This is a genomic window from Pantoea sp. E2023-21, from assembly GCF_051302795.1.
GTDB classification, from domain to species: Bacteria; Pseudomonadota; Gammaproteobacteria; order Enterobacterales; family Enterobacteriaceae; genus Pantoea; species Pantoea ludwigii_A.
On the sequence record NZ_CP195344.1, the window covers coordinates 795,487 to 816,276 of the forward strand.

Annotated in this window: 19 protein-coding genes; 10 read left to right on the top strand and 9 right to left on the bottom strand. The window is 55.0% G+C overall.

Annotated features, from left to right (window positions below; all coding sequences use genetic code 11):
* Nucleotides 1-20: 20 nt before the first annotated feature.
* Nucleotides 21-980 carry an FAD:protein FMN transferase gene (locus tag ACRQ84_RS03820; RefSeq protein WP_483817216.1) on the top strand — a complete coding sequence of 320 codons (960 nt, stop codon included), beginning with the start codon at nucleotides 21-23 and terminating at the stop codon, nucleotides 978-980.
* On the opposite strand, the gene dcuR is transcribed toward ACRQ84_RS03820, so the two are convergent.
* The 4 genes from dcuR to ACRQ84_RS03840 all read right to left on the bottom strand — a co-directional run bounded on the left by dcuR (nucleotide 974) and on the right by ACRQ84_RS03840 (nucleotide 4,687).
* On the bottom strand, nucleotides 974-1,693 hold the full coding sequence (dcuR, locus tag ACRQ84_RS03825; RefSeq protein ID WP_483817217.1) for a two-component system response regulator DcuR: 720 nt from the start codon (nucleotides 1,691-1,693) through the stop codon (nucleotides 974-976). The genes ACRQ84_RS03820 and dcuR overlap by 7 nt on opposite strands.
* Entirely contained in the window at nucleotides 1,690-3,315 is a 1,626-nt protein-coding gene (locus tag ACRQ84_RS03830) for a sensor histidine kinase (RefSeq protein ID WP_064740950.1), read from the bottom strand. The genes dcuR and ACRQ84_RS03830 overlap by 4 nt, the downstream gene beginning before the upstream one ends.
* A gap of 217 nt (nucleotides 3,316-3,532) precedes the next feature.
* A complete protein-coding gene (msrA, locus tag ACRQ84_RS03835) occupies nucleotides 3,533-4,069 on the bottom strand; it encodes a peptide-methionine (S)-S-oxide reductase MsrA (RefSeq protein ID WP_007891162.1) in 537 nt (178 codons plus the stop codon).
* A 63-nt stretch (nucleotides 4,070-4,132) separates the two neighbouring features.
* Entirely contained in the window at nucleotides 4,133-4,687 is a 555-nt protein-coding gene (locus tag ACRQ84_RS03840) for a flavin reductase family protein (protein ID WP_483817218.1), read from the bottom strand.
* 105 nt (nucleotides 4,688-4,792) lie between these two features.
* Here ACRQ84_RS03840 and ACRQ84_RS03845 point away from each other — a divergent pair, with 105 nt between their 5' ends.
* Genes ACRQ84_RS03845 through ACRQ84_RS03855 form a run of 3 tightly spaced genes read left to right on the top strand, consistent with a single transcriptional unit; the run spans nucleotide 4,793 to nucleotide 6,845 of the window.
* Entirely contained in the window at nucleotides 4,793-5,308 is a 516-nt protein-coding gene (locus ACRQ84_RS03845; RefSeq protein ID WP_064740952.1) for a P-loop nucleotide/nucleoside kinase family protein, read from the top strand.
* Between the two features lie 3 nt (nucleotides 5,309-5,311).
* Nucleotides 5,312-6,370 (top strand): NAD(P)H-dependent flavin oxidoreductase, encoded by a 1,059-nt coding sequence (locus ACRQ84_RS03850; protein ID WP_483817880.1) that lies wholly within the window; start codon nucleotides 5,312-5,314, stop codon nucleotides 6,368-6,370.
* 49 nt (nucleotides 6,371-6,419) lie between these two features.
* Nucleotides 6,420-6,845 (top strand): thiol-disulfide oxidoreductase DCC family protein, encoded by a 426-nt coding sequence (locus ACRQ84_RS03855; RefSeq protein ID WP_064740953.1) that lies wholly within the window; start codon nucleotides 6,420-6,422, stop codon nucleotides 6,843-6,845.
* A gap of 16 nt (nucleotides 6,846-6,861) precedes the next feature.
* Here the strand turns inward: ACRQ84_RS03855 and ACRQ84_RS03860 are convergent, their stop codons facing one another.
* Nucleotides 6,862-7,788, bottom strand: a complete 927-nt coding sequence (locus tag ACRQ84_RS03860) for a LysR family transcriptional regulator (RefSeq protein ID WP_483817219.1) — start codon at nucleotides 7,786-7,788, stop codon at nucleotides 6,862-6,864.
* Between the two features lie 95 nt (nucleotides 7,789-7,883).
* Between ACRQ84_RS03860 and ACRQ84_RS03865 the strand changes: the two genes are divergently transcribed.
* Nucleotides 7,884-8,372: a GNAT family N-acetyltransferase gene (locus ACRQ84_RS03865; RefSeq protein ID WP_064740955.1), complete on the top strand. Its 489-nt coding sequence runs from the start codon at nucleotides 7,884-7,886 to the stop codon at nucleotides 8,370-8,372.
* A 168-nt stretch (nucleotides 8,373-8,540) separates the two neighbouring features.
* Here the strand turns inward: ACRQ84_RS03865 and ACRQ84_RS03870 are convergent, their stop codons facing one another.
* The 4 genes from ACRQ84_RS03870 to ACRQ84_RS03885 are packed head-to-tail and all read right to left on the bottom strand — an operon-like array spanning nucleotide 8,541 to nucleotide 13,314.
* The gene (locus ACRQ84_RS03870; protein WP_483817220.1) at nucleotides 8,541-9,362 is read right to left on the bottom strand and encodes an alpha/beta fold hydrolase; all 822 of its coding nucleotides are present in this window, start codon (nucleotides 9,360-9,362) and stop codon (nucleotides 8,541-8,543) included.
* Between the two features lie 36 nt (nucleotides 9,363-9,398).
* Nucleotides 9,399-11,024 (bottom strand): MFS transporter, encoded by a 1,626-nt coding sequence (locus ACRQ84_RS03875; protein ID WP_064740957.1) that lies wholly within the window; start codon nucleotides 11,022-11,024, stop codon nucleotides 9,399-9,401.
* Nucleotides 11,011-11,433: a DoxX family protein gene (locus ACRQ84_RS03880; protein ID WP_483817221.1), complete on the bottom strand. Its 423-nt coding sequence runs from the start codon at nucleotides 11,431-11,433 to the stop codon at nucleotides 11,011-11,013. Before ACRQ84_RS03880 ends, ACRQ84_RS03875 begins: the two co-directional genes overlap by 14 nt.
* 3 nt (nucleotides 11,434-11,436) lie before the next feature.
* Nucleotides 11,437-13,314 carry an amidohydrolase gene (locus ACRQ84_RS03885; RefSeq protein WP_064740959.1) on the bottom strand — a complete coding sequence of 626 codons (1,878 nt, stop codon included), beginning with the start codon at nucleotides 13,312-13,314 and terminating at the stop codon, nucleotides 11,437-11,439.
* Nucleotides 13,315-13,512: 198 nt separating this feature from the next.
* Between ACRQ84_RS03885 and ACRQ84_RS03890 the strand changes: the two genes are divergently transcribed.
* The 5 genes from ACRQ84_RS03890 to ACRQ84_RS03910 are packed head-to-tail and all read left to right on the top strand — an operon-like array spanning nucleotide 13,513 to nucleotide 20,757.
* Complete coding sequence (locus tag ACRQ84_RS03890) at nucleotides 13,513-14,205, top strand: hydrolase (RefSeq protein WP_064740960.1); 693 nt, start codon at nucleotides 13,513-13,515, stop codon at nucleotides 14,203-14,205.
* Between the two features lie 57 nt (nucleotides 14,206-14,262).
* Nucleotides 14,263-14,514 (top strand): DUF1427 family protein, encoded by a 252-nt coding sequence (locus tag ACRQ84_RS03895; RefSeq protein WP_483817222.1) that lies wholly within the window; start codon nucleotides 14,263-14,265, stop codon nucleotides 14,512-14,514.
* A 2-nt stretch (nucleotides 14,515-14,516) separates the two neighbouring features.
* Complete coding sequence (locus ACRQ84_RS03900; protein ID WP_064740962.1) at nucleotides 14,517-14,771, top strand: XapX domain-containing protein; 255 nt, start codon at nucleotides 14,517-14,519, stop codon at nucleotides 14,769-14,771.
* Nucleotides 14,772-14,812: 41 nt separating this feature from the next.
* Nucleotides 14,813-15,199, top strand: coding sequence for a response regulator (locus ACRQ84_RS03905; RefSeq protein WP_064740963.1), 387 nt, complete (start codon nucleotides 14,813-14,815; stop codon nucleotides 15,197-15,199).
* Entirely contained in the window at nucleotides 15,196-20,757 is a 5,562-nt protein-coding gene (locus ACRQ84_RS03910; RefSeq protein ID WP_483817223.1) for an ATP-binding sensor histidine kinase, read from the top strand. The genes ACRQ84_RS03905 and ACRQ84_RS03910 overlap by 4 nt, the downstream gene beginning before the upstream one ends.
* Nucleotides 20,758-20,790 lie beyond the last annotated feature (33 nt).

Here is a 20,790-nt window from a genome sequence, read left to right on the forward strand (position 1 = left end):
GTTTTCATTAGAGGCATGCAATGACCGCTGGCGTCTTTTCTTACTCTGCCGTACTCATGGGTTCGCCCATTCTGCTCAAATTGTTTGATGACAATCCCACGCTTGCCCGCCACGTATTTCAACTGATTAAACAGCAAGAAAACCTGTTCACCGTCAACCGCGCCGAATCCGAAGTGATGTCGATCAACCACGCCGCAGGCCGTCATCCGGTGATCGTTAGCGAACCGGTGTTTGCCTTGATCAGCGTGGCGCACGCAGTGAGTTTGCTGCCGGACAGCGCGTTTAATTTCACCATCGGCCCGGTGGTGAAGCGCTGGAAAATCGGTTTTCACGGTCGCGCCGTGCCGCCCGCGCAGGAGATCGCCGCACTGCTGGCGCTAACCGACCCGCATCAGGTGGTACTCAATCCCGCTGAGCGCTCGGTGTTTTTGCAACAGTCGGGCATGGAGATCGATCTTGGTGCCATCGCCAAAGGTTATATCGCCGATCGCGTACAGGCGTTTTTACGTCAGCAGGGCGTACAGCAGGCGCTGATTAATTTGGGGGGTAACGTGCAAACGCTGGGCTCGCCGCCGCATGAGCCGCAAGGTTGGGGTATCGGCCTGAAAAAGCCGTTTGGTGGCGATGATGAACTGTTAGGCGTGCTGCAGGTGCAGGGAAAATCAGTGGTGACGTCGGGGATTTATGAGCGCTACTTCGAGTTGGACGATCGCTGTTGGCACCATATTTTTGATCCGCAAACAGGCTATCCTCTTGATAACGAACTGCTGAGTGTGACAGTGATTTCCGATCGCTCGATTGATGGCGATATCTACACCACGTTGCTTTATGGCATGGGCGTCGAGCAAGGGCTGGCGACGCTCGCTGACCAGCCCGACATCGACGCGGTTTTTGTCACGCGCGACCGGCAGATTATCTGCTCCTCGCCGCATCACTTCCACTTCCAGCAGCTCGATTTCAATTGGCAGCTGCGTTACTGACAATATTGCTGCAGCAGCGAATGGTATTCCGGCTGCAAACGATAGCGGTACACCGGACGCCCGGTGGCGCCATAGTGAATACTGGTGAACAGAATATTAATCTGTGCCAGCCAAATCAGGTATTTACGGCAGGATACGCGCGAAATATTCACTTCAGCCGCCAGCTCATCAGTGGAGAACTCGTGACCCGGATGCGCGTCAATCCACTGACACAGCGTACGCAGCGTTTGCGGCGTTAAGCCTTTCGGCAGGCGCTTATTATCGTGTTGCGTCGCCGGGCTGCCGTGGATCAGCAGATCGACATCCGATTGCTGATAGTAATGCTGATTGTCCATCAGCGATTTCTTCTGCCGCCAGCCGGTGAGCGCCTCTTCAAAACGCGGGAACTGGAACGGTTTGATCAGGTAATCCACCACGCCGTAGTGCAGCGAGGTTTTGATATTCTCCGCATCGGCCGCCGACGAAATGATGATCACGTCCACCGCGCTCTGCGCCGTTCGCAACTCCGGTAACAGATCGAGGCCATTCTCCTGCTGCATATAGATATCCAGCAATACCAGGTCGACCACGGTATCGCTGTTAAACAGGATCTCTTTCGCCTGCTTCAAGGTTGAGGCGGTGCCACAACAGTGAAAGCCCTGAATTTGGCCGATATACGCGCGATTAAGCTCGGCGACCATGGCGTCATCATCGACCACTAACACATTGATCATGCGGATTGGTTTCCTCCATCCCAGGGAAGTTGGACTAAAAATTGGGTAAACACGCCGGGCTCTGATTCTACACTTACACTGCCACCGAGATTCTCGGTTTGCTGCTGCAGCAGAAACAGCCCGACACCGCGGTTTTCACCTTTGGTGGAGAAGCCTTTTTCAAAAATGGTGCTAAGGCGATCGGCTTCAATGCCCGGACCATCGTCACTCACTTCACAGGTCAGCCAGCCGTTTTGATAGTGCAACATCACGTGAATCTCGCCTTCAACCTGCTCGCTCATGGCATCCAGTGCATTCTCAATCAAATTACCGATCACCGTGATCAGCGCCGCCATCTGCTGCTCATTGCCGCTATCGGGTAGGAAGCTGGCATCGCTGATGGTCAGGCGATGGCCACAATCTGACGCACGATTGATTTTACTCAGCAAGAAACCGGCAATGACCGGCGACTTAATCTTGTCGAGCAGAAAACCAATCTCTGTCTGGTAATTATTGGCCGTCTTGAGAATGTAGCTTTCCACCTGCGTGTAGTTTTTCATGTGCAGCAGGCCAAGGATCACATGCAGCTTGTTCATAAATTCGTGTGAGCGCTCACGCAGCGCATCGACGTAGTTTACCATGCCCGTCAGACGCTGCATCAGTTGACTGATTTCCGTCTTATCCCTGAAGGTGCAGACCGCGCCGATAATCCGTCCCTGACTGCGCACCGGTACAGTGTTACTCAGCAATACGCGGCCATTCACATTCAGCTCTTCATCACGGCGCGCGCGTCCGCTGTGCAGTACATCGCGCAGATGATCATGAATCACCGACGCATCGTAGATGCGCTCGCCGCTGATGGTGCCCATCGACTCGTTAAGCAACGACCGCGCGGCCTGATTCACCAATGTCACCTGCGCCTGTTCGTCCATCGCCACTACGCCCTCTTTCAGCGAGTTGAGAATCGCCTGGCGCTGTTCAAATAGGGTGGAAATTTCATAAGGTTCGAGGCCGAACAGAATGCGTTTCAGCACGCGCACCAACACAAAGGTGCCGATGGCGCCCGCCAGCGTGCCAATAAAAATGGTCCACAGGATGCTCCAGCGGCTCTCATTGATCTGCACCGAAACGGCATCCAGCGAGATGCCAATCGCCACCACGCCAATCTGCTGATGCTGATCGTTATAAACTGGGGTGAAGACGCGCAGCGCTTTTGCCAGCGATCCTTTATTCACCGAAACGTTTTCATGGCCGCGCAGCGCAGGCTCAAGGTCATCACCGATAAAGTGTTTGCCGATCAGCTCGGGATTGCGATGCGAATAGCGAATGCCGTCCATGTTGGTGACGGTAATGAACAGCAGGTTATTGGTCTCTTCAACCGCTTTGGCGATCGGCTGAATACGTGTGCCGTCCGGCGGAAACGCCAGCGCGCGCTGTATTTCCGGTGAATCGGCCAGCGTGCGCGCCACGGCCATCGCTTTATCTTCCAGCTGCGCGCGGGTCGCAGCGCCAATCTGGAAGAAATAGAACATATGTACGCTGAGCAGCACCAGCACAATCACTGCGCTGAGCATCAAAGTGACCAGCGTATTGAGCTTCATCGGCTGCTTGCGCGCCGCGATTCCTTGCTGTGGAGAAGACATGATCGCTCTCGGATGAGAAGAGGGCGAGTATTATGACGGATAAAAGAGGCAAGGTCGCCAAAAAGGCGTCATGCGAGGATCTTCCTGCGCGCGCATAGAGGGGAGCGGCGCAATGTATTGCGCGATGAATCGCGCCGCTACGGTATGTGCATTAAATTCGTAGGGTGCGCATTTATGCGCACCTGGTCGCCATGAATGGCGACCCTACGCTACGGAATTAACTTGATTTGACGCGATTCGCAAAACTCTTACGCAGCTTCTGCAGTTTTGGTGGAATTACCGCCATGCAGTAACCGTTGCGCTGGCCTGCGCCTTCCCAATAATCCTGATGATAACCTTCCGCCGCATACCACTCTTTCAACGGCTCGATGGTGGTCACCACCGGATCGCTCAAGCCTTCCTGCGCGCGTGCAATGGCGGCAATGGCTTCAGCTTCCTGCTCAGGGTTCGCCGGGAAAATCGCCGAACGGTATTGGGTGCCAATATCATTGCCCTGGCGGTTAAGCTGGGTAGGATCGTGCGTGGCAAAGCTGATATCCAGCAGATCGCCGTAGCTCACCTGCGCCGGATCGAAACCCACGCGAATCGCTTCGGCATGGCCGGTCGCGCCGCTGCACACCTGCTCATAGGTGGGATTCGGGCGCGCGCCGCCGGTATAACCGCTCTCGACTGACTCCACGCCAATCACATCTTTAAACACTGCTTCGGTACACCAGAAACAGCCACCCGCGATCACCGCATATTCGGTTGCCATTATAATTACTCCTGTCAGGACGAAAGGATCAAAGTGGGGGCAAGCCCATTTCAATTCAAGCAGTTAAATTAACATTTCTGGCTTAAAGTCGCCGCGCTTGTCGAGCAACACATTGCTCATCACGCTAAAGCGTCCTTCGCCAGTGTAGTGCAGCGTCGGCGGAAACTCCGGCGTTTCCGCTACATGCGCTTTGACGATCTCAAAGATAAAGAAGTTGTAGTTATCCACCATTGAATCGTCATACAGCTGGCACTCGAAGCTGGCAAAACACTCATCAATCAATGGCGCATTGACCACGCTTGCCGGTTCGGGGGTCAGTTTAAAGGCATCAAACTTATCGAGACGATCGCCGTGGCTATTACCAATCGCCACCACGCTATCCACCAGATGAGTCGAGGGCACGTTGATCACGCATTGGCCGCTCTGGCGGATCAGGTCATGACTGTAATTGCCGCCGGCAATCATGCAGCCAACCAGCGACGGCGAGAACTCCAGAATGGTGTGCCAGCCAAGCGTCATGATGTCGCGGTGATCCTTAAACTGCGAACTCAACAACACCACCGGACCCGGCTCCAGATATTTCCGTGCCTTGCTGACCGGAAAGTCGATTTTATGCATCTGCATTCTCCTGTTGTAGGGACAGATGTTTTAAGTGTAGCTGCCTGCTTTACTGTGCAGGAAAATCGCGGCATGGTAAGGCGTCATCTTATCTGGAGCAGTTCTATGCCATCTGCGTGTGCGTCCCCCTCTCGTCCTGTATTACATCTGCTGTGCGGCAAAATTGCCGCTGGAAAATCAACGCTGGCCCATCAGCTGGCGCAGGAAACCGGTGCGGTAATCGTTAGCGAGGATGCGTGGCTGGCCCATCTTTTTGCTGAAGAGATGCAGGATGTGGCGGATTACGTGCGCTGTGCCGGTAAGCTGCGCAATGCGATGACGCCTCATCTCATCTCGCTGTTGCAATGTGGCGTGTCGGTGGTGCTGGATTTCCCCGCCAACACCGTTGGTCAACGTCAGTGGATGAAGGCGGTGATCAACAGCGCCGAGGCTGAACATCAACTGCATTTCCTCGATGTGCCCGATGCGCTTTGCAAAACGCGGCTGCAGGCGCGCAATGCCGCCGGTCAGCACGACTTTGCTGCTACCGATGCGCAGTTTGCGCTGATAAGCAGCTACTTCGTTGCGCCGCAGAGTGAAGAGGGCTTCAATGTGGTAACGCATCGCGAATTAAGCAGGTAAATGATGAACAAAACGTGGTGTCAAACGCTGAATCTCGTCTATCCGATTATTCAGGCGCCGATGGCGGGTGTTTCCACGCCGGAAATGGCGGCGGCGGTCAGTAACAGCGGCGCGCTGGGATCGATCAGCGTGGGCGCCTCAACGCCGCAACAGGCGGCGATCATGATCCGTAAAACCCGCGCCCTGACCGCCGCACCCCTCAACGTTAACGTCTTCTGTCACGCGCCGGTGCAGCGCAATCCACGGTTGGAACAGGCGTGGATTCAACGCTTTCAGCCGGTTTTTGCCCGCTATCAAGCGGCACTGCCTGAGTCGCTGGCGGAGATTTATCACACATTCCTAGATAACGACGCAATGCTGGAAGTGCTACTGGAAACCGCGCCTGCCGTAGTGAGCTTTCATTTTGGTCTGCCGTCCGCCGCGGTGGTGCAGCGCTTGAAACGTCGCGGGATCATTACCCTGGCAAGTGCAACTAACGTTGCGGAAGCACGCACCATTGAAGCCGCAGGCATCGATTGTATTGTGGCGCAGGGCATTGAGGCGGGCGGTCACCGCGGGGTATTCGATCCGGCAGGTGAAGATCAGCGGCTCAGCACCTTTACGCTGGTGCAGGCGATTCGCAAGATGTCGCGCCTGCCCGTCATCGCAGCGGGCGGCATCATGGATGGCGCGGGCATTGCCGCCATGCTCAAGCTGGGTGCGGTCGGTGTGCAGCTGGGAACGGCTTTTATCTTGTGTCCGGAATCAGCCGCCAATGCGGCGTATCGTCAGGCGTTAAAAAGCGAGCAGGCGAACAGGACCGAAATGATCGCAGCCATTTCCGGCCGATCGGCAAGATGTCTAACGAACGATTTCTGCCATCTGGCGCGTCATTTCGCGCAGGAGACCATTCCGCCTTATCCGCTGGCCTATGCGCTGGGCAAGGCGCTGGCAGCCGCAGCCGCAGCCAAAGGTGAACACGGATTTGGCGCGCAGTGGGCCGGACAGGGCGCGGCACTGGCGCGGGATATGCCGGCCGCTGAATTGATTAATACGCTGGTGGCGGAGTGGCAGGCGGCGTAAACGTGAGTCCTGTTTTGCTGGGACACTCTGCGTGGTTAAGGAGCCAGTGATGACAACTCCCCCGTATATCAATCCCGGAGAACAGGTCGTGTTGTACGACGGCGTATGCAAATTGTGCAACGCGTGGGTAGTTTTTTTACTTCGTCACCGTATTCCGCGCCATATACGTTTTGCGGCGGTTCAGAGTGAGCAGGGGAAGGCGCTATTACGTTTTGCCGGTCTGCCGGATGACAATATCCGTAGCATTGTGTTGATGAAAGACCATGACCATTGGCTGCGCGCGCAGGCGATATTTCGCATCATGCAATGTATGCCGTGGCCGTGGCGAATCCTGGCGGTATTGCAGTTTATGCCTGACGTTATCAGCAATTATTGTTACGACCGCATTGCCTTAAATCGCTATCGTCTTTTTGGCCGTTACGACAATCATTACAAGATTGAATCCGATTATAACGGCCGATTTTTAGACCAGTAAAACAGGGTCCGCAGTATTACTCCTCAAAGCGGTACTCTGCCTCGTTCATCGTGCTGGCCATCATGGATTTAATCCATTCGGTCGGTTCTCGTTTACCGCTTCGTTTGTGTGAATATATTTTCACCGTGAACCTGGGTGCTGGAAACGGCAGCCTGAACGTTTTCACCCCTGCGGCCTGTTTAATTTTGCCGGCCACGAATGAGGGGATCGCCATCAGAAGTTCGCTTTCTGCGACAATAAACGGCGCGCTAAGCATTGATGGTGTTCTCATGGTAATGCGACGTTTAAAACCTATCTGTTCAAGATGGGGATCCAGTAATCCCTGTTTTTCATTCCACGGCGTAACGACCAGATGCCCAGCAGCAAGATACTCCTCCAGGCTCAGACTGGAACGTTGCACATTGCTAACCACAATAAATTCATCACTGAATAAATCGGTCTCTTCCAGATCGGGATGATGCATGCCGTCCGGCTCGCTAAAACTTAGCGCCATATCGATTTCACCGGCGAGTAATTCAATCAGTGCCGGATTATGCGGTAAATGGCAGAGTTCAAAACTCAGGTTGGGTGCCGTCGTTGTCAGCGCATGCATCAGCCCCGGAAATACACAAAAAGCGGTGTAATCCGTTACCGCAATTCTAAAACAGACATCACTGGTTAGGGGATTAAAAGGCTGCACCGGGCTGAGATGCCGATTTAGCCCGGTTAGCGTTTCGGCAATATAGGGCGCCAGCTGACAGGCATAGACGCTGGGACACATTTTGTGGCCCTCGCGATAAAACAGAGGATCGTTAAAAAATTCACGTAATCGGGAGAGCGCGTGGCTTAGCGCAGAGGTACTCAAACTGAGTTCAATCGCGGCCAGCCTGACCGAGCGATGTCTGAAAACTGCGTCGAAAACGGGGAGGAGATTCAAGTCCAGTCGACGCAGAACATGATGCATGAAATTCACCTATCATTGATTTTATTGCACTTATTTCATCGAACAATACCCATTATGCTGGGTAGCATCAATATGATTAAGTCAGAAAATAATGAATGAAGATAACGATTCGGCCAGCCAATCCTGAAGACGCGGACGCCATCTACGGCATGATTGCTGAGTTGTCGGTTTATGAGCATGGATTGCAGCAGTCATCAGCTACCGCTGAAGAGATCAGAAAGATGCTATTCACTCCCGAAAGTAATAGTGAAGCGTTGATGTGTGAGATTGATGGCTCAACCGCCGGTTATGCCGTGATTACCAGTAGCTACTCGGCATGGCTCGGGCGTCGCGGACTCTATTTGGAAGATTTGTACTTCTCGCCCAATTTTCGCGGACTGGGCGCAGGTAAAGCGCTGCTGCAGTATGTCGCGCAGCACGCGGTTAATCACCAGTGCAATCGTATTGAGTGGAGCGCGTTAGATTGGGATCAGTCGGCCAGAGAGTTCTATCTCAGTATTGATGCGCTGCCCTTAAATGAGTGGGTTCGTTATCGACTCGACGGGGCGGCATTAGAAAAATTCGCCGCCACCGCGCTGCAATAGGTATTCAGTCACACTGAGCTAAGAGGTGAAAACGTAACTTGCCGAGCGCACGACTTGTAGCGGCGCAATGCATTGTGCGATAAATCGCGCCGCTACGGCGTGGGGTAATTTTAAGCCGTGCTTAACGGATTGGCATTCGGTCAAACCGGCCGATCAAGGTCATTCCCGTTACAGTGACTGCAGAAACGCCAGCAAATCCGCATTCAACTGATCGGTATGCGTCACCGCAAAGCCGTGAGGGGCATTGTCATACACTTTCAGCTGCGCCCCGGCGATCATTTCGGCGGCAACTTTCCCGGTGGTTTCGAATGGCACGATCTGGTCGTTGCTGCCGTGAATCACCAGCGTAGGAACGTCGATTTTCGCCATGTCTGGACGGAAATCTGTCTCAGAGAAGGCGGTAACACAATCAATGGTGCCTTTCAGCGAGGCCAGCAGGGCAATATTCAATGTCTGCGTTAGCGCGCCTTGTGAAACCGTTTGACCGGCGTTGGTGCCGTAGAACGGCGTCGCAAAATCACTGATGAACTGCGCACGATCTTTTCGTAAGCCCTGACGAATGCCCTCAAACACCGATAAATCGACGCCTGCTGGATAATCGGCGGCTTTGCCGAAAATCGGTGTCACCGCACCTAACAGCACTAAACTGTCCACGCGGGCGGTACCGTAATTGTTGATGTAGCGCGCGACATCGCCACCGCCCATCGAGAAACCGACCAGCGTCACGTTTTGCAGATCCAGATGGGTGATCAGGTCATTGATATCAGAGGCAAAGGTGTCGTAGTTGTAGCCTTCCCACGGTTGATCGGAACGACCAAAGCCACGGCGATCGAAAGCGATTACGCGGTAGCCTTTCTCCGCCAGGAAATTAAGCTGGCTGTCCCACATATCCCCATCGAGCGGCCAACCGTGACTGAACAGCACTGGCTTGCCGGTGCCCCAATCTTTGAAATAGATGGCTGTACCATCTTGCGTCTTAAATGTGCTCATGTTTGTGCCTTATTGATGTTGATTGATGAGAGCGCCTTATTCAGGCGCCACGAGATAACGTACTGCCGGAAGGTCTGTGCCCTGATGGAAACCCAGCACCCGGTTCTGAATCTTTTGATCGTTCATGGTGTAACGCTCGCGCTGCCGCAAATGTTCCATCCATGAGCCGACGACAAAGGTCTCGACAAAAATGCCGGGCTGCAGCATGTCTTCATACAGAGACCAATTGAGCGCGCCGCCCCGCCGTCTGACACGACGCATATCCTGCATGCAGACCGCAAAAGCATGCGCATCGCTACGGTCGATTTGATAGTGATAGCTGACCATTACCGGCCCGCGATCGTGGCGAATCTGCAGTTCGGGCAAGGGATCGTTAACCGTACTGAGATCGAGGTTCAGATCCGGATCTTGATCGAGCCGCCAGCGCAGCACCGTCAGGCTGGCCAGCAGCATGCCGACGGTGGCGACAGACAGTGAGAAGGGAATGCTGAATGTTGATGCCAGTTGTCCCCACAGGGCGCTGCCTAACGTCATCGAGCCAAAAAACACGGTCAGATAGACCGCCAGCGCACGGGCTTTCACCCATTTGGCGGCGCTGCGTTGCGCACCAAGGTTGAGCGTGGAGAGCACGGCGATCCATGCAAAGCCGGTAAAGAACTCAAACGCATTGAGCAGCCAGACGTGACGAATAAACGCCAGCGCCAGCATAGTGGCAGCAAACATGATGCTGGCGAGCACCATCAATTGATCCGGATTAAAGCGTTTGCGCAGGCGCGGCAACAGCAGTGCGCCGCAAATTGCGCCCATGCCGATGCAACCCAACATAACGCCGTAGCCGCCCGGCCCGAGCCCCAGTTCACGTCGAGCCACCAGCGGCAATAATGCCCAGCCAGCACTGCCAAACACAAAGAAGGCGATGGTACGCGCCAGCACATTGCGCAGTACCGGCGCGGCATGAACATAACGTACGCCCGCGCGTACCGCCGGGAAGAAGTGTTCCGGTGGTAGGCGCTGCACACTGGGCTGCGCTTTCCAAACGTAAAGCACGATAAAGACACCCAGTACCGATAATGCATTGAGCAAAAACACCATCCACGGACCAGCAAATGACAGGATCAAGCCACCGAGCGCCGGGCCGATAGCGCGACTGATATTGATACCGAGTGAGTTGAGCGCAATCGCGGGGCCGAGTTCTTCCTTGCTGACCAAATCCGGCACGATGGCCTGAAAAGGTGGCGAGCTCATCGCCGCGCCGGTGCTGAGCAGGAAAGCGGCAATCAACAGCACCAGCGGTGTGACCAGCCCCGCAAAGGAAAGGCATGTCAGGCCGGCTGCGGCAATGAATACCCAAATCTGTGAGAACAGCAGATATTTACGGCGATCAACGATATCCGCCATCACGCCAGACGGCAGTGCAAACAGAAACATCGGTAAGCTGCTGGCGGCTTGCACCAGCGCCACCGAGAGCGGATCGGCGCTCAGAGTCAGCATGGTCCAGTTGATGCCTACGTCGTTCATCCATGAACCGACATTGGACACCACGGTGGCAATCCACAGCATACGGAATACTCGCTGACGCAGCGGCTGCCACGGTGAAACCGTCAGCGGTACGGCTGGTAAATCCGCCTCAGGCGTGTCATGAACATCATTAACCTGCGCCACGTGCCACCTCCGATGATCCCGCGCTGAAAAGGCGCCAGCGTCCCGCGCCGGTGAGCGCCAGCGTCGTGAAAATGATCAGCAGCAGCCAGCCAAACTGGCCTTCCGCTATGCTCCAGTCGGGATGGACAAACACCATCGCCACCAGTAACACACCGATGATGGGCAGACAGGCCAGTCGGGTAAAGACGCCGAGCAGGATAAACAGCGGACAGACCACTTCAGCAAATATCGCCGGCAGTAGACTCATGTAAGGACCCAGGCCAAACGGATCCTCAATACGCGTCAGTTCTTCGCTGAAATGAAACACTTTCGGCAGGCCATGCACGTGAAGCAGTAGCAGGCAGCCGGTAAGCCGCAGGAAGAACAGCCCCGCATCAATGCGAGGCGGCTGAGAGAGTGAATTTTTCATGGTTTAGAAGGCGAAGCAGCTGCAGCCGAGCGCGCCCCAGAAGGCGTTCTCTTCCGAAACCGGCAGGTTAGCACCGCGCGCAATTTCGTGAGAATGGGAATGCACGCCGCACGGGCCGCTGCAGTGATGCGCGTGTTGCATCATGCCGACACGGGTATTTGCAGCGGGCGGCGCACTGCGATAGTGGCCGGGAACCTTGACCACGGGCGACCATTCCGGCAGCACTGGAATCGATGGCGGCGCTTCTGAACTGAACGATCCTGCGGCATACACGATGTTACCGTCGACAATGGTCAACACGGACTCAATGCCTTTAATCTCCTCTTCGGGCACGCTGAAGTAGTCTTTGCTCAGTACCACCATGTCGGCCAGCTGACCGATTTTAATCTGGCCTTTTTTGCCTTGCTCGCTGGAGAACCAGGCGCTGCCTTGCGTCCACAACATCAGCGCCGTATCACGATCGAGGCGGGCGTTAACGTCGTACATCTGCATGCCGCCCACGGTTCGTCCGGAAACCAGCCAGTAAAGTGCGGTCCACGGGTTATAACTGGCCACGCGGGTCGCATCGGTTCCCAAACCTACCGGCACGCCGGTCTCCAGCATGCGCGCCACCGGCGGCGTGTGGCGGGTCGCCTCAATGCCATAACGCTCGGCAAAGTATTCGCCCTGGAAAGCCATGCGATGCTGTACGGCAATGCCACCGCCCAGCTCTTTGATACGGTCAAGGTTACGCTGCGTCACAGTTTCGGCGTGGTCGAAGAACCAATGCAGACCGTTGAACGGAATGTCGCGGTTCACTTTTTCAAACACATCCAGCATGCGGCTGATCGATTCATCGTAAGTGGCATGCAGGCGGAACGGCCAGCGGTGCTCCACCAGATGACGCACCACGCGCTCCAGCTCATCTTCCATGCCTGGCGCCAGATCCGGACGCGGTTCGAGGAAATCTTCAAAATCGGCGGCGGAAAATACCAGCATTTCACCGGCGCCGTTGTGGCGGAAGTAGTCGCTGCCCTGGCCCGGCGTCAGCATATCAGTCCATTTTTCGAAATCTTCCAGCTCGTGGCCCGGACGCTGGGTAAACAGGTTGTAGGCGATACGCAGCGTCATCTGCTTCTTCTCATGCAGCTCAGCAATGACTTCGTAATCTTCGGGATAGTTCTGGAAGCCGCCGCCGGCATCAATCGCGCTGGTCAGGCCCAGACGGTTTAGCTCGCGCATAAACTGGCGTGTGGAGTTCACCTGCTGCTCCAGCGGCAGTTTCGGCCCTTTCGCCAGTGTGGCGTAGAGGATCATGGCATTCGGGCGCGCAATCAGCATGCCGGTTGGGTTGCCATTGCTGTCACGCTGGATCTCGCCGCCCGGTGGATTTGGCGTGTCTTTGGTGTAACCCACCACCTTTAACGCGGCGCGGTTGAGCAGGGCGCGATCGTACAGATGCAGGATGAATACTGGCGTATCGGGCGCCGCTTCATTGATCTCATCCAGCGTAGGCATGCGACGCTCGGCGAATTGAAACTCGGTCCAGCCGCCCACTACGCGCACCCACTGTGGCGACGGCGTGCGCAGCGCCTGTTCTCTCAGCATGCGCAGGGCATCCGCGATGGAGGGCACGCCTTCCCAGCGCAATTCGAGGTTGTAATTCAGGCCGCCGCGGATCAGGTGAAGGTGCGAGTCGTTCAAGCCGGGCACGGCAGTATGGCCTTTAAGGTCAATCACTTTGGTGCCTTCACAGTGATGCTGCATCACCTCGGCCAGAGTGCCTACTTCGAGAAATTTACCCTCGCGCATCGCCACGGCTTCGGCAATCGGATTGCCGCGATCGACGGTATGAAACCGGCCATTGGTCAAAATGATGTCTGCTTTACCTAACGTAACCATAAAACCTCCTGAATGAGATGTCCTGCCGATTTCGCAGGTTAACTGCGTGTTAGGGATTATGTTCAGGGGCGCGGGAAAGCGTCTAGTTATACAAAAGGATAGGTATACCTCCGTATAGTTATACCTATAGATAATAGTTTGCCTGCCCGAAGGTTCTTACACTGCGTCCAGACATTCACCTCAATGGAACAAAACATCATGACGACGAGCAAACTTGAAGTACTGACGCCGCAAAACTGCCAGATCATTTTTATCGACCAGCAGCCACAAATGGCCTTTGGCGTGCAGTCAATCGACCGCCAGGTCCTGAAAAATAACGTGGTAGCGCTGGCTAAAGCCGCTAAAGTTTTCAACATTCCTACCGTGCTGACCACCGTTGAGACCGAGAGCTTCTCAGGTAACACGTTCCCGGAGCTGCTGGATGTGTTCCCAGGTCAGGACATTCTCGAGCGTACTTCCATGAACTCGTGGGACGACCAGAAAGTGCGTGATGCGCTGGCAGCCAACGGTAAAAAGAAAATTGTGGTTTCGGGTCTGTGGACCGAAGTGTGTAACAACACTTTCGCGCTGTGCGCCATGCTGGAAGGCGATTACGAAATCTATATGGTGGCGGACGCTTCAGGCGGCACCACCAAAGAAGCCCACGACTATGCCATGCAGCGCATGATTCAGGCTGGCGTTATTCCCGTCACCTGGCAGCAGGTGATGCTGGAGTGGCAGCGCGACTGGGCGCACAAAGAGACCTATAACGCCGTGATGGATATCGCTAAAGAGCACTCAGGTGCCTACGGCATTGGTGTTGATTACGCTTACACCATGGTGCACAAAGCGCCTTCGCGTCAGAAGAGTGAGCATCGCACTCTGGCTCCGGTTGCCGCGCCAGTTCGCTAATTCGTCCTCCAGGCGAGCGCGTTTTGGGCTCGCCTGCCTCTTTTGCAAGGAGGACCTGTGAGTCCTTTACTCATTTCTCTGGCTGCGGGCGTGTTTATCGGCCTGATTTACGCCTTACTCAACGTGCGATCGCCGGCTCCGCCCGCCGTGGCGTTAGTAGGATTGTTGGGCATGATTATTGGCAGTTCGCTGGGCGGCAAACTGACGCATCCAACGGCCTCCGCCGCGCTGCACCCTAATACTCAGCGCTTGATTGCCGCCGAGCAGCCGTCACTACCCGCCACGCTAACCCCTAAACAGGCGGGATAACGATGCTAAAAACCTATGCGATTTCCCTCGCCGTCGGCATTTTAGTCGGCATCATTTATGCCGTCATGGACGTCAATTCCCCGGCTCCGCCGGTGATTGCGCTGCTGGGACTGTTTGGTATGCTGGTCGGCGAACAGATTATCCCGCTGTGCAAACGCCTGATTAACCGTCAACCGGTGACGCTGGCCTGGTTCCGTCACGAATGTGTCCCAAAAATCAGTGGCACGCCGCCACCCTCCGGTGACAAAACCCCCTAAGGACGCACCGCAGGGAGTGAATAATAATTAAGGAAAACAGCATGCAGCTGTCGCAGCGCATTGTCGTTGTTGATGATGAACGAACTGTTCGCAGTGGTCTGACCAATCTGCTGCAGTCGGAAGGTTACGCAACGCAGGCGTTTGAGTCGGCTGAGGCTTTATTAGCGGACGAAATGGCGCTGAAAGATGCTGCGCTGTTCATTATTGATGTTGAGCTCAAAGGCATGTCGGGTTTTGAATTGTTTCGCGAGCTGGTAAAACATCTTAAGAATCCTCCCGGCATCATCATCTCCGGCAACGGTGATGAAAATATGCTCTGGTATGCCATCAACTTAGGCGCGATAACCTTTATGCGAAAGCCCATTGATATCGACCTGCTGTTTGAACATATCCGCCAGGCGTTGCCCTCCCAGGCTGCGCGCCAATGAGCACGCTTTTCCTGTCGTTAAATATTTCGGATGACGCGGGGCTGGTACTCAGCGACGACATTGTTTTCACGCCTCTTGCTCAGGAAGGGCAGGTTGAATGGCTCGAATGCCGACATCTTATTTCCGATGAGTGCTTCATTCTGGCCACGGCTGCGGCAGAAGAGGCCGATTTTCAGGTTACTCAGTTGCTGAAAAATGAGTACGCGCTGCGCAGCTCATTAGCGGAAGGTTGGGCGCTAAAACCCCTCAGACACACGCTATATCATGGGCGCTACGCCCTGATTTACGGCGCTTTCAGCTACCGAACGCTGGCTGATTATCTGCGCCTGCCTGCGGGTAAAATTCACAAATTGACCCGTTGCGCCGTCCTGCTGTGCACCGCACTCAGTAAGCTGCATCAGCAAGGCGTGGTCCACGGCGACATCAAGCCGGCTAATTTTTTCTTCACCGACCAAGGTGACGTGCTCCTCGGTGGCTTTGGCCTGGCGTTTAAGGAAACCGATTCACAGCAGCCGCTGCGTGCATCGATTACCGGTGGAACGCTGGCCTACATGTCGCCCGAACATACCTCGCGCACCGCGCACGCTGTCAGCCGGGTGAGCGATCTCTACAGCCTCGGCATCGTGCTCTATGAGCTGCTGACCGGCAGGCTGCCCTATGGCAGCGCCGATGGCGGCGTGGCTGAATGGGTGCATCATCACATTGCTTCCGAAGCGCTGCCGCCCCATTTGCTGCGCAAAGATGTGCCTCTGGTGCTCTCATCGATTATTTTACGGCTGCTGACTAAATCACCCGAACACCGTTATCAAACGATCGAAGGCGTGCTGGCCGATCTCCGGCGCTGTGAGTCAAATTTGATGCCTGACGGTTTAGTGGAATCCTTCGTGCTAGGATTACAGGATATGCCGACGTCGACACTGTTATCCGACGTACTGTATAGCGATCATGCTCAGGCCAGTGAGATGCTGGCGGCTTTTGATGAGGTGAGCAGCAGCGGTAAACACTGCATGGTGGCGATCGGTGGCGTGCCCGGTTCAGGAAAATCGTCCCTGATTGCCTCGGCGCTAAAAATTCTGCGGGATAAAAATGCGCTGCTAACGGTGACCAAAGCCGATCAGCACTCACCCATTTTGCCTTACGCGGTTTTTACCTCGGCGTTCCGGTCGCTGACGCTGCATCTGCTCGGGCTGCCAGCCGACGAGTTGACGCGCTGGAAAATACATATTGCGCGCCAACTGGGTAATTATGCCGGACTGGCGGTCAATCTGGTGCCTGAGTTGGGCATCTTGCTCAACCAGAAAGCCACGGTACAGGCGGATGCGCGTTCGCTGGACGCACGCAATCGTCTGAACCTGGTGGCATGCAGCCTGGTGAAAGCCTTTACGGTGCCGGGGCGACCGCTGATCCTGCTGATTGATGATGTGCATTGGGCCGATCAGGCGACCTTGCAGCTGCTGCAGAATCTGCTGCGTTCCAGCGAAGATATTCCCTTATTGCTGGTGATTTCTCACCGCGATCGCGCCTCGTTGCCGTGTCCGACGATCTCAGCCAGTCTTGATCGTATTCGTGCGGCGGCCACCCGCATTGTGGATGTGACGCCCGAGCCGCTGTCGGTGAAAAATATTGCCAGCTGGCTGGCCGGGCTTTTTCACTCCCGCAGCGCGGAGACGGCAGAGCTTGCGCAAATTATTCATGAAAAAACCGCCGGTAATCCGCTCGCCACGCGAGAATTTTATCGCCAGGCGGTGCGCGATAATCACATCACGCACGTTGCATCGCATAAATGGCGCTATAACCCGCAGGCGTTGAAACACAGCCATTACACCGCTAACGTTGCCGCCAGCGTGCTGCAACAGCTGCAATTGCTGCCTCTTCCGGTGGGCCAGCTGTTAGGCCGACTGGCCTGCATCGGCAGTACGGGCGATCTGCAGATATTGGGCGGCATTCTGGGCACACCCGTGACTGCCATTCACTCCACGTTATTACCCGCCGTTGACGCCCGGCTTGTCTCGCTGATAGAGAACACCTACACCTTTATGCATGACAGCATGCATGAGGCCGCGTTGACGTTGCTCTCGCCTGAAGTAAAAGATGATTTTCACTACGCCGCCGCCGGCTATTACCTGCAGGCATCCCGCGAGGATAGCGCGCATACGCTACTGTTTAGTGCCGCACACCACACCATCACCCTGAAAAACCGCACACTTTTGATGCCGGAAGCCGCTGCATTCTGTCAGCTGTTATTGAATGCGACCCGACGAGCGAAAATTATGGGGGATTACGCGTCTGCGCTGCGTTTCTTGCAAACCGCCCGATTGCTCAATGCCCTGTCAGGCGAGGAGGAGAGTGGCGTATTTTTGTTTGAGCAAGCGGAGTGTGAATTTTTAAACGGCAATTTATCGGGCGCGTTAGCGTTGAGTTCAGAGATTCTCGCCACACCCGGTGCGGTAACAGATAAAGCCGAAGCGGCCACGCTGATTGCTGAAATTCATATGCGGCAGTCTGACAGCCAACTGGCATTGGAAACCGCCTTAGCCTGGCTGGCGGTTTTTGGCATTCATTTAAACCGCTCTCCGGATAAAGCTGAGTGCGATGCCGCCAGGCTGCTGCTGAAAGAGGATGTAGGGAAAAATCCTTACACGCGCTTTCGTTCACTGCCGCGGTTGAACTGCCACAAAACCGAAGCCGTCATGAACCTGATGGCCAGTGCCAGTACTTTCGCGGCCTTTATCAGCCCAAGGCTACAGTTCATTATCCTGTGCAGACTTCTGCACCTGACGATGGACAAAGGCATCAGCGGTGCATCCACGCTGGCACTGGCGTGGTACGGCGTGGTGTGTGGCGATCAGTACGACGAATACAGCCGCGGATTTGCCAGTGCGCTGCTGGCCCGTGAGCTGGTGTATAAACACGACTTCGTCAGCTACAAAGCGCGTACGTTAATGCCGCTGGATCAGGTCAGCGTGTGGACCATGCCGCTGAGTTACGCCATTGAGTGCGCTAAAACCACCTTTGACGTCGCGGTGGATATCGGCGATCGCACATCGGCATGTTTGGCGCTGCGACATCTCACGATGAATTGCCTGGCGCGCGGTGACCATCTTGATGGGGTGCATACGTCGATCATGCGCGGCATGGTTTATGTACGCAAAGCGCAATATCGCGATGTGGAAGTGATTCTCGGTATGCAGTTGGATTACGTGATGTTCTTACGTAAACCTACCGGCGAGACGTTGTCCGGCGATGATTTCAGGGTGCCAGCGTTAAACGTGGTTAAACCGGAAAATGCCATTGAACCGCCGTTTTTGATGCAGTTTTGGGCGCGGTTGTATAAAGGCATGGCCCATTTTTTTGCCGGTGAATATGCCGCTGCCCACGGCCAGTTCGCTGATGCTGCACCGCTGACTGACGTTATTCCCGGTCATGTGCATATGCTGGATTTTCATCTGTATAGCGCGCTGTCACTCACGATACCGCGGCAACCGAATGAGGTTGATGACAGTCAGTGGCAACAACTGCAACGCCATCTTGAAAGGATCATTACCTGGTCATCGGAGAATCCTGGCACCTTTGCCGATAAAGCGGCGCTGCTGCGTGCCGAATTGCTCAGGCTGGAAGATAAGAGTGGATCGGCGCTTGAGCACTATGAAAACGCCATCGAACTGTCGCGCAAAGGTCAGTTCCATCATATCAATGCTCTGGCGTGTGAGCTTGCTGCGCGCTGTGCCAGTGATCGGGGCATGGCATTCGCCGCCGATGGCTATATTAAGGGCGCCCTTGTTGCATGGGATCGCTGGGGCGCGGGGGCAAAAGTTCGTCAACTTGAAATGCACTATCCCCATCTGGCGACACAACATCCACAAACCGCATTAAACACCGTGACGTTTGAGCAAAGCGCGGCGATCAGCGACGTGCAGAGCATGGTGACCGCCATGCGCGCGTTAACCGAAGAAATCAATCTTGATCGGCTGATCCATATTTTGATGATGATGCTGGTGGAGCGCGCCGGGGCTCAGCACTGTATTTTGATTCGTCTCATTGACGGCAATGTACCTGAAATACAGGCCAGAGCGTCCTCCACGGTGGAAGGTGTCAGAGTTAAGATCGTGAAGGAATTGCCGGTTGCGACCGATCTGCCGCTGTCAATTCTCTCGGCGGTGATCCGCACCGGACAGGAAATTCGTACTGGAAGACCGGAAGTGTTCAGTCCATTTAGTCAGGATAACTATCTGGTTGCCTCCGGTGCGGCGGTGATGTGTGTGCCGATGTTCCGTCAGGCACAAATGGTGGGGGTGCTCTATCTGGAAAACCGGCTGATGCCGGAGGTCTTCACCGCTGAGCACTCAAGAATTGTGTCGATGTTAGGGGCGCAGGCCGCGGTTTCACTGGAAACCGCACGGTTGTATGCCGAGCTGGTGGAAGAGAACATCCAGCGTCGGAAAATTGAAAAACAGCTGCGCGCCAGCCAGACATCGCTGATGCTCGGTGAAAAAATCAGTCATACCGGAACCTGGCACTGGCATCTGGCGCCGGATATCCAGCTGATATCGGACGAATATAAACGCATCATGGGGCTGCCGGCTGGGCAGGTAAGCACCTCAATGGCGGAGTTTCAGCGGCGGGTACATCCGGACGATATTCTCTGCCTGAAGGCGTTGATTGAAACCAGCGTGGCGAATGGCGTGAGCATGCAGGCTGAATTCCGCATTATCCGTGATGACGGTGAATGCCGTTATATCAAGGGCATCGGTGAGCCGGTGGAAAACTGGCCGGATGTCGCTGAATATTTCGGTACGCTGACGGATATCACCGCGCAGCGTCAGTCTGAGGATGCCGTCAGGATTGCGCAGGCAGAGCTCGCACGCGTTGCGCGGGCCACCACGGTAGGACAGCTGACGTCTTCTATTGCCCATGAAATCAATCAGCCGCTGATGTCGATTGTGGCGAATGCGGGCGCCAGCCTGCGCTGGTTAAAGCGCGATCCGGTCCAGCTGGATAAGGCCAGCCAGAGCCTTGAAGAAATTATCAACGAAGGGCAGCGGGCCGGCGAAATTATTCGCGGTCTGCAGTCTCTCACGCGTAATAACGTCGCAGAGTATGGACCCGCCAGATTGCATCTGCTGGCACGCGATATTTTAACCTTGTCGCGTCTGGAACTGGAGCGCCGCTCCGTTTCGTTAGAGCTGGATATCAAAGCAGAATGTGATGAGGTCTTTTGCGAGCGCGTACAGATTCAACAGGTGCTGCTTAACCTGGTCATTAATGCCATTGAAGCGATGGCCGATCATCCGGGGACGCGGTTATTGCGACTTTCATCATCCAACCCTGATCCTAAAGTTATTCGTATTGAGGTAGCTGACAACGGCACCGGCTTATCAGCCGAGGTTATTGACAAAATATTTGACTCATTCTATACGACAAAAGCGGAAGGGATGGGAATGGGCCTGACAATCAGTAACGAAATAATTAAACGTCATGGTGGCATACTGAGTGCGGAAAATCGTCCGCAGGGCGGCAGCATATTCTGGTTTACGTTGCCGGTGAATACTGATAAATAGTTTTTCTTCTCCTCCCGCACTATTTTGCGGGAG